Origin of the sequence: Ohtaekwangia kribbensis (assembly GCF_042676245.1) — a bacterium.
Classification (GTDB): domain Bacteria; phylum Bacteroidota; class Bacteroidia; order Cytophagales; family Cyclobacteriaceae; genus Ohtaekwangia; species Ohtaekwangia kribbensis.
In genome coordinates this window covers 284,170-298,798 of the sequence record NZ_JBHTKA010000016.1, presented here as the reverse complement: position 1 = coordinate 298,798, position 14,629 = coordinate 284,170, and the positions used below count along the sequence as shown (strand labels likewise).

General features: G+C 43.8%; 14 protein-coding genes and 1 tRNA gene. 10 read left to right on the top strand and 5 right to left on the bottom strand.

All coding sequences use genetic code 11. From position 1 onward, the window contains the following. The 6 genes from ACFQ21_RS29770 to ACFQ21_RS29745 are packed head-to-tail and all read left to right on the top strand — an operon-like array spanning position 1 to position 5,885. Complete coding sequence (locus ACFQ21_RS29770) at positions 1-1,098, top strand: efflux RND transporter periplasmic adaptor subunit (RefSeq protein WP_377586364.1); 1,098 nt, start codon at positions 1-3, stop codon at positions 1,096-1,098. Position 1,099: 1 nt separating this feature from the next. Beyond that, positions 1,100-2,344: an ABC transporter permease gene (locus ACFQ21_RS29765; RefSeq protein WP_377586362.1), complete on the top strand. Its 1,245-nt coding sequence runs from the start codon at positions 1,100-1,102 to the stop codon at positions 2,342-2,344. Continuing rightward, complete coding sequence (locus tag ACFQ21_RS29760) at positions 2,344-3,036, top strand: ABC transporter ATP-binding protein (RefSeq protein ID WP_377586360.1); 693 nt, start codon at positions 2,344-2,346, stop codon at positions 3,034-3,036. Before ACFQ21_RS29765 ends, ACFQ21_RS29760 begins: the two co-directional genes overlap by 1 nt. Next, complete coding sequence (locus ACFQ21_RS29755; protein WP_377586358.1) at positions 3,033-4,241, top strand: hypothetical protein; 1,209 nt, start codon at positions 3,033-3,035, stop codon at positions 4,239-4,241. Before ACFQ21_RS29760 ends, ACFQ21_RS29755 begins: the two co-directional genes overlap by 4 nt. Continuing rightward, complete coding sequence (locus ACFQ21_RS29750; RefSeq protein WP_377586356.1) at positions 4,238-5,134, top strand: DUF6268 family outer membrane beta-barrel protein; 897 nt, start codon at positions 4,238-4,240, stop codon at positions 5,132-5,134. The genes ACFQ21_RS29755 and ACFQ21_RS29750 overlap by 4 nt, the downstream gene beginning before the upstream one ends. A 16-nt stretch (positions 5,135-5,150) precedes the next feature. Next, positions 5,151-5,885, top strand: a complete 735-nt coding sequence (locus tag ACFQ21_RS29745; RefSeq protein WP_377586354.1) for an acyloxyacyl hydrolase — start codon at positions 5,151-5,153, stop codon at positions 5,883-5,885. A gap of 675 nt (positions 5,886-6,560) precedes the next feature. Here the strand turns inward: ACFQ21_RS29745 and ACFQ21_RS29740 are convergent. Beyond that, a tRNA-Arg gene (locus tag ACFQ21_RS29740) sits at positions 6,561-6,634 on the bottom strand. A 120-nt stretch (positions 6,635-6,754) separates the two neighbouring features. Between ACFQ21_RS29740 and ACFQ21_RS29735 the strand changes: the two genes are divergently transcribed. Continuing rightward, complete coding sequence (locus ACFQ21_RS29735) at positions 6,755-7,495, top strand: porin family protein (protein WP_377586352.1); 741 nt, start codon at positions 6,755-6,757, stop codon at positions 7,493-7,495. Positions 7,496-7,559: 64 nt separating this feature from the next. On the opposite strand, the gene ACFQ21_RS29730 is transcribed toward ACFQ21_RS29735, so the two are convergent. From ACFQ21_RS29730 to rpoN, 3 genes are all read right to left on the bottom strand, one after another. Continuing rightward, a complete protein-coding gene (locus ACFQ21_RS29730) occupies positions 7,560-8,342 on the bottom strand; it encodes an enoyl-CoA hydratase/isomerase family protein (RefSeq protein WP_377586350.1) in 783 nt (260 codons plus the stop codon). Positions 8,343-8,407: 65 nt separating this feature from the next. Beyond that, a complete protein-coding gene (locus tag ACFQ21_RS29725; RefSeq protein WP_377586348.1) occupies positions 8,408-9,031 on the bottom strand; it encodes a hypothetical protein in 624 nt (207 codons plus the stop codon). A gap of 45 nt (positions 9,032-9,076) precedes the next feature. Further along, positions 9,077-10,537: an RNA polymerase factor sigma-54 gene (rpoN, locus tag ACFQ21_RS29720; RefSeq protein ID WP_377586346.1), complete on the bottom strand. Its 1,461-nt coding sequence runs from the start codon at positions 10,535-10,537 to the stop codon at positions 9,077-9,079. Between the two features lie 291 nt (positions 10,538-10,828). Here rpoN and asnS point away from each other — a divergent pair, with 291 nt between their 5' ends. The 3 genes from asnS (at position 10,829) to ACFQ21_RS29705 (ending at position 14,079) form a co-directional block, all read left to right on the top strand. After that, the gene (gene asnS / locus ACFQ21_RS29715) at positions 10,829-12,262 is read left to right on the top strand and encodes an asparagine--tRNA ligase (RefSeq protein ID WP_377586344.1); all 1,434 of its coding nucleotides are present in this window, start codon (positions 10,829-10,831) and stop codon (positions 12,260-12,262) included. Between the two features lie 81 nt (positions 12,263-12,343). Further along, positions 12,344-13,060, top strand: a complete 717-nt coding sequence (locus ACFQ21_RS29710) for a DUF1003 domain-containing protein (protein WP_377586342.1) — start codon at positions 12,344-12,346, stop codon at positions 13,058-13,060. Beyond that, complete coding sequence (locus ACFQ21_RS29705) at positions 13,057-14,079, top strand: threonine aldolase family protein (RefSeq protein WP_377586340.1); 1,023 nt, start codon at positions 13,057-13,059, stop codon at positions 14,077-14,079. The genes ACFQ21_RS29710 and ACFQ21_RS29705 overlap by 4 nt, the downstream gene beginning before the upstream one ends. Positions 14,080-14,126: 47 nt before the next feature. On the opposite strand, the gene ACFQ21_RS29700 is transcribed toward ACFQ21_RS29705, so the two are convergent. Then, a complete protein-coding gene (locus ACFQ21_RS29700; RefSeq protein WP_377586338.1) occupies positions 14,127-14,495 on the bottom strand; it encodes a T9SS type A sorting domain-containing protein in 369 nt (122 codons plus the stop codon). Between the last annotated feature and the right edge of the window lie 134 nt (positions 14,496-14,629).

The following is a 14,629-nucleotide window of genomic DNA, read 5'->3' as shown; positions in this document are numbered from 1 at the left end:
ATGAAACAAACAGCACTATATATATCACTATTATCAATTATCATAACCGGGTGCAGAAACAAAACAGAGACAACTTCACCGGTCATTGCCCCTATCACGGATGCTGTTTTTGCATCAGGTCATGTTGAAGCCGCTGACCAATTTACGCTGGCAGCTTTCAGTGATGGATTTCTGCAGGATACCTGGATCAAGGAAAATGATAATGTGCAGGCAGGCCAAATTTTATTTACCCTAGACAATACAACAAGTTCCATCGAGCAGGCCGCGGCCGCTGAAAATTTACGATTGGCTTCACAAAACGCGTCAGACAACTCGCCAACGCTCATGAGTCTGCGGGCCGAATTGGCAAATGCCCAACAGAAACTACAAAATGACTCGGTGCAGTATTGGCGTATGAAGCGCTTGTATGAAACGAATACCGTTTCCGCAGTAGAGTTTGAAGGCGCGCTACTTGCCTATGAAAATGATAAAAATACCGTACAATCCATTACAGAAAATATAGCCTCTGCAAAGCTTACCCTGCAACAGGATCTGATCCATAGCCAAAGCCAATATAAAACTTCAGTTGCCGGAAATAACTATTTCATATTAAAATCTCCTGGAAACCATAAGATATACCGCATTGAAAAAAATGACGGAGAACTCATTCGCAAGGGCGAGGCAATTGCACTCCTCGGCCACCCCGATTCCCTAGGAATTGTACTGATGGTAGACGAAACCGGTATCACCAAAGTTCGCACCGGCCATAAGGTGCTGATTGAGCTCAATACGCATCCGGAGCAGATATATACAGGTATTATTACTACTATATATCCCTATTTTGATGAAGAGAAACAGTCCTATAAAGTTGAAGCTTCTTTCGAAAAACGACCTTCAAACATTATCGCAGGCACATTGCTTCAGGCAAACATTATTGTTGCACAGGATGACCAAGCCATGTTAATCCCGCGGGCATACCTTACTGCCGATAAAAAAGTAATTATCAGGAGAAACCTGAATGCAGATACTATCGCTATTAAAACAGGGATCATCTCAACGGACTGGGTTGAAGTGAAAGAAGGATTGACCCTGCAGGACGAACTTATCAAAGCGAACTGATATGCGTACCGGTATTAATACAGAAATAGCATTAACCTATTTACTGTCGCGCAAGAAGCAGACGGGCGTTGCGGCATTGGGTGTGACGTTTGGTATATCCATGTATATCTTCATGAATTCGCTGATCGCCGGCACCAATGATTACTTCGAAAAAGTAACGCTGAGCACTACACCTCATGTGCGTTTATACAGCGACAATAAAATGAGCAATGCCAGTCTGTTACAGACATACTTGCAAGACGGTACGATAAAGATCATTTCAAATCCCAAACTGACTGCATCGGATAACCGGATAAAAGATCCATTCAAACTTATTCATTCCCTGAAAACAGACAGGGAAGTAATGGCGCTATCGGCACAAGTGAGCAGTAATGTTATATATACCTATAGTGGCGTAGATCGAAACGGAACCGTGTATGGCGTAAACATTCTGGAACAAGACAAAATGTTCGACATTACCTCTACGCTGCTGACCGGAAAAACAGACGATCTGCAAAACACACCGGACGGTATCATTATTGGTGCAGGACTGGCCTCCGATCTCAACGTAACAAAAGGAAACTACATTACGCTGACAGCTTCCAACGGTATGGCTAAACGCCTCCGCGTTGTTGGAATTTTTAAAACCACCATCAAGGCCATTGATAATACAAAAACCTACGTAAATGTACCCGTTGCAGAACAACTGCTCAAGAAAGACCGCAGTTACATTACCGAAATATATATCAACATAAAAGACTATACGCAGGCACCGCAGTTTGCACGTAAAGCCGAGCAACTTACCGGCTACCAGGCAGAAGACTGGCAGGGTGCCAACGAGCAATCTGTTGCTGCCCGCAAAATCCGCGATGTTATTGCGAACTCGGTTGTTGTTACGATTCTTATCGTTGCAGGCTTTGGTATATATAATATTCTAAACATGACGATCTATGAAAAGATAAAAGAAATTGCCATTCTAAAGGCCACGGGATTTGCAGGCACACATGTCATTTCGATTTTTATAAGACAGGCCATGTTCATTGGTTTAATAGGAAGTTTTATGGGACTTGCCCTTGGATGGACGCTGGCGCTACTTGTATCCAAACTATATATCGGCATGGGCAATGTTAGCTACTTACCCATGGCGTTCAAAATCCCACATTATATACAAGGCTTCGTGTTTGGTGTTATCACCACTTTTTTTGCCGGCTATATACCTGCCGTTAAAGCATCCAAGGTAGACCCTGTACAAATCATTCGAGGATAATGGAAAAACAAATTGCATTACGAGCCGACCACATTAATAAATTCTTCCTTGAGCCTGAAAAATTTCAGGCATTGAAAGGCGTGAGCTTCGAAGTATTCAAAGGTGAATTTGTATCCATCATCGGAAAGTCGGGCTGTGGAAAATCTACATTACTATATATACTATCAACGATGGACACCGACTACGAGGGCAAACTGATTTTAAACAATACACCTGTAACCGGTCGTACCCAAAATGAGCTTGCGCTCTTTCGGAACGAACACCTCGGGTTTGTATTTCAATTTCATTACCTGTTACCCGATTTCTCCTGTCTTAGGAATGTTATGATACCTGCTCTTCGCCTGGGCAAATATTCATTCGAAGAAATTGAGCATAAGGCCTACGAAAAACTCAGGATGCTGAATGTAGGTGAGCAAGCGTTAAAAGCTGCATCACGCATTTCCGGCGGACAACAGCAGCGTGTAGCCATAGCGCGTGCACTCATCAACGAACCGGCTATTCTTATGGGAGATGAACCGACCGGCAACCTTGATTCCAAAAATGCGGCTAATGTATTTGACATGTTTATGCAGTTAAGTCGTGAATTCGGGAAAACTATAATTACTGTAACGCATGACAATGACTTCGCTGCCAAGAGCGATCGGATTATCGAAATGATGGATGGTAAAATTATTAACCAACATAATACGTGAAGAAGATAATTGTTCTCATCGCTATATTCTATGCAGTAAACAACAGTTATATAGCGGCACAGCGCATTTTCACACTTCAATCAGACAGTATAAGGCGATCGTACCTGGTAAATGTTCCAAAAGATAAAACCGATCATTTACCACTTATAATTATTCTACACGATAACTATATACGTCCGCTCGCACTTGATAATTTACCCTGGCATCGTCTGCGGCAGCCAGCCGTTATACTTTTACCCATAGGCTTGTTGCATCGATGGTATTGTTCCTCTTCCGGAGATTCGGTAAGGGCAGATCAGGATCAGAAATTTTTACGGCAAGTTATTTTACAAACACAGCATACCTTCAACACAGATCCTTCCAGCGTATTTATCATTGGCATGGGCGAAGCACATTGTGTTGCTGAAGAGTTTGTAAAGAGATACCCAGGCATTGTGCGCGCTGTTACTCGATGGAACTACCGAAAAGAACAAATGAGAAACCAGTATATTACGTCCGGGTCGGTACATACACTGGACTCAATCATACAGCGCAATCCACCTCAGGCAGCGAGCACTATACCGGTAAGCACAGCACCGCCTGCTAACAAACACCCCAAGCTATACAAGCAACACGTGAGCCTGGGCATTACACTTGGGCGGTGGCAACAAGCGGAGAGGAGCAGAACCGAATTTGATGACGAAACATTTATTGACATAGCGAAACACCATTTCATATTTGGTTTTACAATCGACTATAATTTCACCGAAAAAATATCCACATATGCTGATGTGCATTGTATTCTTATTCCGAAGGAAAAAACTATTCATAGTATAACAATCGGGCCCGGCGGAGTACAAGCAAGTGGAAGTGGCCACGGAGGTATCGTTATTCCTTACGCAGCCGGTATACGATATGCATTTCTCTTCGGAAGCCTGCGTCCTTTCATTACTGCAGCAGCCGGGTATACCTATATTCATGTTGAAGGAGGCACCGGGTCAGGAAGTTCGCAGGGTGGCATAAAAAAGGATATAGTCCGAAAAATTGAAAATATATTCACGTATCACATTGGTACCGGTGTTGACTATCGTTTTTCACCCGGTACATCGCTGCGCTTTTCTGCATCATATACCTTAAGCAACAAAATAGATCCACCGGCAGGCTCAATCAATTATTACCAGGGAGCATCGATACTGGCCGGCCTTGCTTTTATTCTCGCAAAATGAAGAACATATTTATAGTATACTTTTTTACATCGGTTCTATGCAAGTCGGTACTGGCGCAACAGGATGCTGATCTGTTTCATCTTAAATATAGTATCACACCGATGAAGCATACGTCAGGCAATGACGTACTGCATGAACTTGAAGCTAATATCAAAGTACCCACTATACTCCGCAAAAACTACACCGTGGCAACCGGCATCAAGTATGAAAGTCTTCTTACTGATGGACAATCGCTACCTATGGCGCAGGCATTGCACGGCACATCCATGCAATTACTTTTTGGCAGGAAGTTAAAAACGAACAATGTCCTGACGGCCGTTCTCTCTGTGGGTATATATTCCGATTTCAAAGACATTACAAGCGATGACTTCCGGTTTGCTGCGGGCATACGGTATAAAAATCAAATCAGCGAAAAACTGTCATTCTCTTATGGACTACTTTACAGCAAACAATTCTTTGGAAACCTCATTGCTCCTTTTATAGACTTCAATTGGAAAATCTCCCGACAGCTAAGTCTCCACGGTCCGTTTCCGCTAAACCCGCGCCTTTACTATACCATTCACCCGAAAGCCTCACTATCACTCTTTCTTAAACCCGACAATTCAACTTTCAGATTGTCAGCCCGGGAAAACAACGCGCAATACTTGCAGCGTAAACAATGGAACGCAGGTATCGGATTCGACTACAAGGTGAAACAACACTGGACGATCTCCATCAGAACAGGCGCCTCGCTGAGACAAAGGTTCGAGTTATATGATGCATCCGAAACAGGAGTCTTCAGCATTCTGACGATTGATGTAAATGGCAGGAAACGAACTCCCTCCTATTCGTATGAAGCCAATTCCTTTTTTGCTGAAATAGTGTTGGCCTGGTCACTTCATCAAAACGAGTAACATAAAATATACTATTATGTCAAAACCATATATACTATTAAAAGTTATTGTTCTGTCTGCCTGGCTTTTGCCTGCCTCTGTACTCACGTGTTTAGGTCAGCAACCTTCCATTGGCCAATATCCACCCTTCACCAAATGGTATCAGAATCCGCTGGGCATCAGTCCGGTCAGCCTTCATACCGGCAATGGTCTATATATACCCGCTTTAGCAGCAACGGCAATCCTCATTTTTACCCGAAAGGATTCCACCATCCGCAATCGGATTTCATTTTATAACGACCTTGGAATTTCGTACGGATATTATGCCAGTAAAACTACCGTATACCAGAATAATATAGGTATACTATATAAAGTACGAAAATATATGTCGATCGGAGCAGAAATCTCTGCAGTGCACGTAAAAGATGAAATCAACAATACGTGGGGATCTGGTATAAGACCGTTCGTCCGCTTCTATCCTATACATAACGAAAGCTTCAAGTTATTTTTTCAAAGCGGAGCAGGATTGATACTGTTTGCAGAAAACTTTCCGAAGCCCTCGGGATTCTTTGGCGACTACAGGGAAGGTACACGATTGAATGGAAGTCCAAAATATGGTATAGGAGCGGATATTAAAATCAACAAACGCCTTGCCGCTCAATTGTCCATCTGGCATATTCACTTTTCAAACGGAGATCATCCCAGTGATGATAGAAATCCTGGTCATGACAGTAATGGTTTTTCGGTTGCGTTGTTGTATCAAAAGCCTTAAGCGTTAACCCTGTTGTAGTTTCCGACGAAAATTCGCCTTATCAGAATCACCCTTGAACTGCCTGGCAACGGGCAAACTACACGCAGATTACATTTTGCAAAGGCTTTCCAAAAAAAGAAGGTCGCTGCAATGCAATGCATAAAAGTGCCACATACACTGGTAAAATCCGTATGAGAGCTTCTTCTCTTCCTTCGTGTTTAAGAAAGAAGTCATAGATCACCGGTATAGAGCTCTCAAGATTAAATACAGAACAATACAACTTTATGAAGCGTGAGAGCATCGTTAGAGGTGACTGACAATATATAGTTCTCTAATATTGTTGGAGCGTTAATCTATTGCGGCATTTAAACAAGTTTATGCAGCGGCACGCGTTGTAGTAGGCAAAACTGTTGAGTTTGACTTTCAGGAAAGACTTATTTTAAATAATGAAGTTCAATCTCCGCAGAGGAAATGGTATACAGTATCACTCATGATATTGAAAACCAATGAATTGTAGGGATAAAAAATGAACAGAATGAAAGTTTTCCATTCTGCCGCAGATGCGCACACGCAAGGATTCAACACCGAACTACCCTGTCAGAAATCGGGATGCTCCATATAATAGTTGAGCTGATTGGGTTTGAAACTTTGTAAAACAAAAAAGACCGAAGATATTAATCTCCGGTCTTTACCAAGTGCACTCGCAGGGATTCAAACCCCGAACCTTCTGATCCGTAGTCAGATGCTCTATTCAATTGAGCTACGAGTGCGGGTGTGAATTTGGGACTGCAAATGTAAAGAATAAATTCACTTGACCAAATAAACTCGTTTGGCTCTGCCAACAAAAAAGTTATTTTTGAACCTTTATTTTACTGATAGACAGGCAAACAATGAGAAAATTCGCGGCTTATTTAATTTTTACAGTTTTTTTTATCCCGGCCTTCGGTCAGGATACTACACCAGCACAGAGCACAGGTTCTTTGAAAAGATCTGGTCGTCCTGATATTCCAGGTACATTTACGCTTGAGCTTGGTGTAAACAATGCATCCAGTAAGCCCAGCGAGTTCAGTCTCGGATTCTGGGGATCGCGTACACTGAATGTGTACTATCAATATGAAATGCGCATACTGAAATCAAACTTCAGTTTTGTACCGGGTATTGGTTTCAGCATGGAGCGCTTCAAGTTTAAGAACGAATATACCCTCGACTATAACGGAAGTTCTATCGTGATGATCTCCCCGACTGAAGCAGGTCGTTCAGATACACGTAAGTCGCAGCTGATCACGAACTATATTGAAGTTCCTGTGGAAATTACCTTCCGTACGAATCCGGAAGATCCTGCCCGCAGCTTCAAGGCATCTATCGGTGGCCGTGTAGGCTATATGTTCGATTCTTTCACCAAGATCAAATACAAAGAGAACGGTGAAATGAAAAAACTGAAAGACAAGCAGGACTATAACCTTAACAAGTTCCGTTACGGTGTATCGGCTAAAATCGGTGTCGGAAACTTCAGCCTCTTCGGATACTATAACCTCAGCGACCTGTTCGAGAAAGACAAAGGTATCCTCGAAGACAGCCAACTTAAGAATTTCAACACCTTTACCGTTGGTATATCTTTATCGAGCTTCTAAGAAGATCGTATCGTAAAGTATATTTTGAAGTAGCCCGTCTCGTTTACTATCGGGGCGGGCTATTTTATTTCCCCTTGAAATCAGGCTTTCGTTTTTCCAGAAAGGCAGTAACGCCTTCTTTATAGTCTTGTGTATTACCAGCTATCTCCTGGCAATAGGCTTCGTATTCCAGCGCTTCATCTAATGTTGAAGTCGAGGCTTTATCGAGCATCTTTTTGATCAAACCAACGGAACGGGTAGGCGCAGCGGCAAAGTAATCGGTATACTCTTTTACTGCCGTGTCGAGCTGATCGGGCGGTACAACCTTGTTCACCAATCCCAGGGCAAGCGCTTCATTTGCTTTCACGCGAGAGCCCATGCTGCACAATTCAAACGCCTTAGCCATGCCTACCAGTCTTGGTAAAAAGTATGATGAGCCTGAATCCGGCACCAATCCTATATTTATAAAAACCTCGATGAGCGTAGCCTCCTCGGAAGCTACAATAATATCGCACGCCAGGGCGAGTGAGCAACCAGCACCAGCTGCCACACCGTTTAACCTGCCTATAATTGGCTTGGGTAGATTACGCATGGCACGGATTATCGGATTATAACGCTTGTGCAGCGAGTCTATAAAAGAACGCTTCTCAGTTCCGGCAGCAGCCTTCAGGTCTTGTCCGGAGCAAAATGCTTTTCCTTCACCTGTGAGTACCACTACGCGTGCTGTATCATCTTTAGCAACGGCTTTGAGTGCGTCCTGAAGTTCGTAGGTGATATCGTCATTCAGGGCATTGTATACTTCCGGGCGATTCAGTGAAATGGTAACAACTCCACCCTGCAGTGAATATTTCAAAAACTTGTAATCCATAGAATTATAGCATCAGATGTTTGAATCCGAAGCTACCGTTCTTTCGCAAGAGATGAAAGTTATTCTTAGAACAAAACTGACATTCCGATGAGACTCGTCACCAACCCGAGCACAGAGCCTACCATTACTTCGCGGGTGGTATGTACATGCAACAACAGTCGTGACGACATGATGAACCCCGTGATAACAATAGCCACCAACGATGGATAGAACAGTGAACCGTCTTCCGATAATGTATTCAACGGCACAATGATGCCTAAAAATCCCCAGGCAGCCAGGCTGTGGATGCTTACTTTATAGAACAATGTAACAACGGCTGCCATCACCACTAGCGCATCGCCCAGCAATAAAAACTTGAAGAGATTATCGTTAACGCTCACGCCTGTTCTCGAGTAGAACAGGTATGTAATGAGTACATAGAGTATCGCTATGAATGTAAACGGCAGTACACGCTCTCTGCGGTCCTGCATGGTTATACTTCGTATTGTACCGAGTAATTTCAACAGGCCTATATTCAGTGCCGGCAGCAAAAACGTAAAGGCAAAAATGATCAGCACAAAACTCCATTGTGTTTCTATCTTCAGCGGATCAAGCCCAATCGGAAAGTACAGGGCAAACAATGCAAACAGATACGTTACCATCAGCAACGGATGGAATACAAAGGAGATAACTTTTGCTATAAAATTCACGCTACTCAAAAAGTGTTATGGATGATTAAAAAATGCACAGCCATATTATAGTTCTTTACGAAGCCGTGCCACAGGTATATTCAGTTGTTCACGATATTTGGCAACTGTTCTTCTGGCAATATTATACCCTTTGTCATTCAGGATCTTCTCCAGCTTATCATCCGAGTAAGGCTTGTTCTTATCTTCACTATCAATAATATCTTTAATGATCTGCTTTACCTCGCGGCTGCTTACCTCCTCGCCCGAATCGGTAGATATACCTTCGGAGAAGAAATATTTGAGCGGGTAAATTCCGAAATCTGTTTGTACGGCTTTACTGCTGGCCACACGCGACACGGTAGATATATCCATGCTGATCATGCTGGCTATATCTTTCAGAATCATCGGCTTCAGTTTTGTCTCATCACCTTCCAGAAAGAAATCATACTGAAAATCAACTATAGCGCGCATGGTTCTGAGCAAAGTCTGCTGGCGCTGTTTAATGGCATCGATAAACCACTTGGCTGCATCCAGCTTTTGTTTTACGAAGGATACCGCCTCTTTCAGTTTCTTGTCTTTCTTATCACTCTTATCGTATGCCTTGAACATTTCGGTATACGAGCGACTGATGCGCAGCTCGGGTGCGTTGCGCGAGTTTAGCGCCAGTTCGAGCTTACCATTATTGTTGGTGAGTATAAAATCCGGAATGATATACTGGTTCTTCACCATGGAAGGGGCACTGCTTCCTCCGGGCTTCGGATTGAGCTTTACGATCAGGTCTACAGCATCGCGGATAAACTCTTCGTCTTCCGTTTCGAGTTTCTTCTGTATTTTCTGATAGTGCTTCTTGGTAAACTCATCGTAGCACTCGGTAATGATTTTTTTTGCAACGGCTACATCGATATCATGGCCGTTGTCCATACGGTCTAACTGCAGTAGTAAACATTCCTGCAAATTGCGCGCAGCAATACCGGGGGGGTCGAACGTCTGAATTCTTTTCAGCACCGTCTCTACTTCTTCCACGGTTGCTTCAATACCCTGCGAAAAGGCGAGGTCGTTTACGATGGCATCAAGGTCTCTGCGTATATAGCCATCGCCTTCTATACTGCCCACCAGTTGTTTGCCAATGGTATATTGTTTTTCATCAAGCCCGAGGAAATCGAGCTGATCCATGAGTTGCTCGTGCAACGAAGTAGACATCGGCAGCGGCATGTCGCGTTCATCTTCATCATCGCCATCGCCCTGCATTTTATAGCCGCTGTAATCATCATCGCGGAGGTAATCTTTTATATCGACCTCCTCTTCGCTTCCCGATGACTCCTGGTATTCTTCTTCCTGTTCGTAGGTATCTTCTTCCGTCTTCTCCTGATCTTCTCCCTCTCCTTCCTCCAGCGCAGGATTTATCTCAAGCTCTTCCTCAATCCTGGTTTCAAGCTCGGCTGTAGGCACCTGCAACAGCTTGATGAATTGTATCTGCTGAGGCGATAGCTTTTGTTGTAACGATTGACTTAATCCGAGTTTCTGCATTAAAAATCCATGTTTAGATCACTTGATCAAAGACTATGCAAATTTAGAAAAATAGTCCAGTCTATAGTTAAAAGAGCACGGTCCAGCAGTCAATTGTATGGTCTTCCGAAAGTAAAATCGACATTTTCCGCCTGACTATAGATGATCGACTCCTTTCAAAACTCGCAAGTTTTTTCGTTTTTTGCGTCCCCTGTTGTTGGGCGCGGGTCGTTATCAGTTAATCGTTAACCGTTAGCTGATGCTCTTAAAGTTAGATACGATAGGCAGACAACAACGATAATATTATACATCATGAAACGCATCAAGATCAAAGAACTCCTCCTCACAAAACCTGAAGGTCAAACAGTTACAGCAAAAGGTTGGGTAAGAACCTTTCGTAACAACCAGTTCATTTCACTGAATGATGGCTCGACTATCAATAACCTGCAGGCTGTGGTGGAGTTGAATTCGGTCGCTGATGAAACGTTGAAGCGTATTACTACGGGAGCATGTTTATCGGTTACAGGCGAGCTGATTCCATCTCCGGCAAAAGGTCAGGCTGTAGAATTAAAGGTAAAGGAACTCGAAATTCTTGGAGACAGCGATGCTGAAAAATTTCCGCTTCAACCAAAAAAACATTCACTCGAATTTCTACGCGAGATCGCTCACCTGCGCTCACGCACCAATACATTCAGTGCTGTGATGCGCGTGCGTCACGCGATGGCGTTTGCCGTACATAAATTTTTCAACGACCGCGGGTTCTTTTATATCCATACACCGATCATTACCGGCTCGGATGCCGAAGGCGCCGGTGCTATGTTCCGTGTTACTACACTGGACCCTAACAACCCGCCTCGTGACGAACAGGGTAAAGTAAATTTCAAGGAAGATTTCTTTGGTCGTGAAACGAACCTCACTGTATCCGGACAGCTTGAAGGTGAAACCTACGCGCTTGCATTAGGCGATATATATACTTTCGGTCCGACCTTCCGTGCCGAGAACTCTAACACCACGCGACACCTCGCGGAATTCTGGATGATTGAACCGGAGATGGCGTTCTATGATATTGGCGATAACATGCAGCTTGCACAGGAGTTTCTGCAATACCTGGTGCGTTATGCACTGGAGAATTGTTCAGAAGATCTTGAGTTCCTGAACAAGCGTGCACAGGAAGAAGAGCAAAGCAAGCCGCAGGATCAACGCAGTGAACTCAGCCTCATCGATCGTTTAAAGTTTGTTGCCGATAACGACTTCCAACGGTTATCTTATACAGAGGCTATTGATATACTGAAGAACTCCAACCCGAACAAGAAGAAGAAGTTTCAATACCTGGTTGAAGAATGGGGTGTTGACCTGCAGTCGGAGCACGAGCGCTACCTGGTTGAGAAGCACTTCAAGAAGCCGGTGATACTATATAACTATCCGAAAGACATCAAGGCATTCTACATGCGCCAGAACGATGACGATAAAACGGTGGCCGCGATGGATGTACTCTTCCCGGGTATAGGCGAGATCATTGGCGGTTCGCAGCGTGAAGAACGTTATGAACGTTTGGTAAAGCGTGTGAACGAACTCAGCCTGCCTGAAAAAGAATTGTGGTGGTACCTCGACCTGCGCAAGTTTGGTTCAGCTCCTCACAGTGGCTTCGGTCTGGGCTTTGAGCGCTTGATACTCTTCGTAACGGGCATGACAAACATACGCGATGTGATTGCGTATCCGCGCTTCCCCGGAAATGCAGAGTTCTGATAGAGAAAGATTCAAAATTCCATTGACGGTATTTCCTTTACCTATAGCTTGGCGGACATTCGTATTTAACATGATATATCCATGCGCAAGGTAAAGTGTCATATTACTAACCGGGAGTTACCGGCTGCAGATGCTGTGGCCGGTCATCAGCTTCGGCCTGCTATGCTCAAGATGATCCAGTCTGAGCATCACAATTTTAATGGTGACTCCTATATATCGCTTGATGAGCTCATGAAGTATCGCAAGAAATTCATGGAGCACATGCTGCGGGCAGAGGGTAAAGAACTATCGAAACTGGAACGTGATGTTCTGAAGAGTGTAAATGAAAATGAATTGCTCGTACAGAACATCGAGCCCGCGCTGGACAAAGAGCTCTCCCTTGGTGATCGTCTTGCAGACCGCATTGCTGAATTCGGAGGAAGCTGGACGTTCATCATCACCTTCTTCTCCTTCATTGTGTTATGGATAGGTATCAATATATTTATCCTGGCATCCCGATCTTTCGATCCCTATCCCTTCATTCTACTAAATCTTATACTCTCGTGTCTGGCAGCTATTCAGGCTCCTATCATTATGATGAGTCAGAACCGGCAGGAAGCGAAAGACCGCATCCGCTCTGAGCACGACTACAAAATAAACCTGAAAGCAGAACTTGAGATCAGGTTGCTGCATGAAAAGATCGATCACTTATTACTCCAGCAAAATCAACGGCTGATGGAAATCCAGCAGTTGCAGGTAGACCTGATGGATGATATACTGGAGAAGCTCAATCATAAAACGAAAGACAAGAACGCATGAAGAAGACTTTTGCAAGCGATAATTACTCCGGTGTACACCCTGAAGTAATGGAAGCATTACTCCGCGCCAACACAGCACATGCAGGCTCTTATGGTGCCGATGAGTATACCGACCGCGCGATCGCGAAATTCAAGGAATACCTGGGTAACGACATTGAAGTTTTCTTTGCATACAACGGCACAGGTGCCAATGTTTTAGGACTTAGTGCACTGACGCGTTCATTCAACTCGATTATCTGTTCAGACCTCGCGCACATCAACGTTGATGAATCTACTGCACCTGAAAAATTTCTGGGCAGTAAGTTAATTACCATCCCTACCAAAGACGGCAAGATATACCCGCACGAAATTCAGAATAAAATACAACGGGTAGATGATCAGCATCACCCGCAGGCAAAGGTTATCTCGATATCGCAGTCTACTGAGTACGGAACTGTATATACTATAGATGAAGTGAAAGCTATATCCGAAGTAGCAAAAAAGAATAATCTCTTTTTACACATGGATGGCTCGCGCATCGCCAACGCTGCTGCGAGTTTAAGTAAAGACTTTGCTTCGTTTACCCGCGATGCCGGTGTAGATGTACTTTCATTTGGAGGAACCAAGAACGGTATGATGTTCGGAGAGGCGATTGTATTCTTTAATCCGGAGCCTGCCCAATATTTCAAGTATATCCGCAAGCAAGGCATGCAACTTCATTCAAAAATGCGTTTTATCAGCGCACAATTCGAAGCGCTGTTAAGTAACGATCTGTGGAAAAGAAATGCGAGCCATTCAAACCGAATGGCCAAATTACTGGAAGCTGAATTGAAAAGTGCCAGCGTGCAGATAACGCGACCGGTAGATGCCAATGGAATTTTTGCCATGCTGCCTCCGGAGGTTATTCCGGCATTGCAACAAGAACATTATTTCTATGTGTGGGATGAAAAGACTTCTGAAGTCAGGCTGATGTGTTCGTTCGACACCACCGAAGACGAAGTGAAAAGCTTCGGTAATGCGTTACGAAGACTGCTGAAGTAATTATGCCCGTAAATGAAAAGGATAGTAAGGATCTCTCGATAGACTTTCTATTTCTTAACGAACTTGAACGTACTGGTAAATTTGGAATCTTTGTCCTTCATAGCTAACAGGTAATAACCGGAAGCCAGATCTTTTACGCGAACGCGAATCTCGTGTTCATCAACGATCTCGGTTTCAGTGCTTACTTCGTTACCAATAATATTGTGGAGCGATAATTTGATATCTTCTGCTTTGAACTGATCAATGCGTACGTGAACAAATTCTACTGCCGGGTTCGGAAATATTCGTACTGACTTTGCAATATCAATATGTTCAGATTGTACCGGCGGATTGTTTTGTTCGCGCTCCTGCGCGATCACCTCCAGAGCGGCTGCCCCGGCCATGATCATCACCATAAGTATTCTTCCCAAGCGCATGTTTTTGTAATTCTATTTTCGATATGTACGACAAATATTAAACCAAAGTTCGGGCTTAAGCCGCTTTCTTTACTATTAGATGCGACAAACCCGAAAAAGTTTAAGACAAACGCCAAAATATTTTTCATCACCCC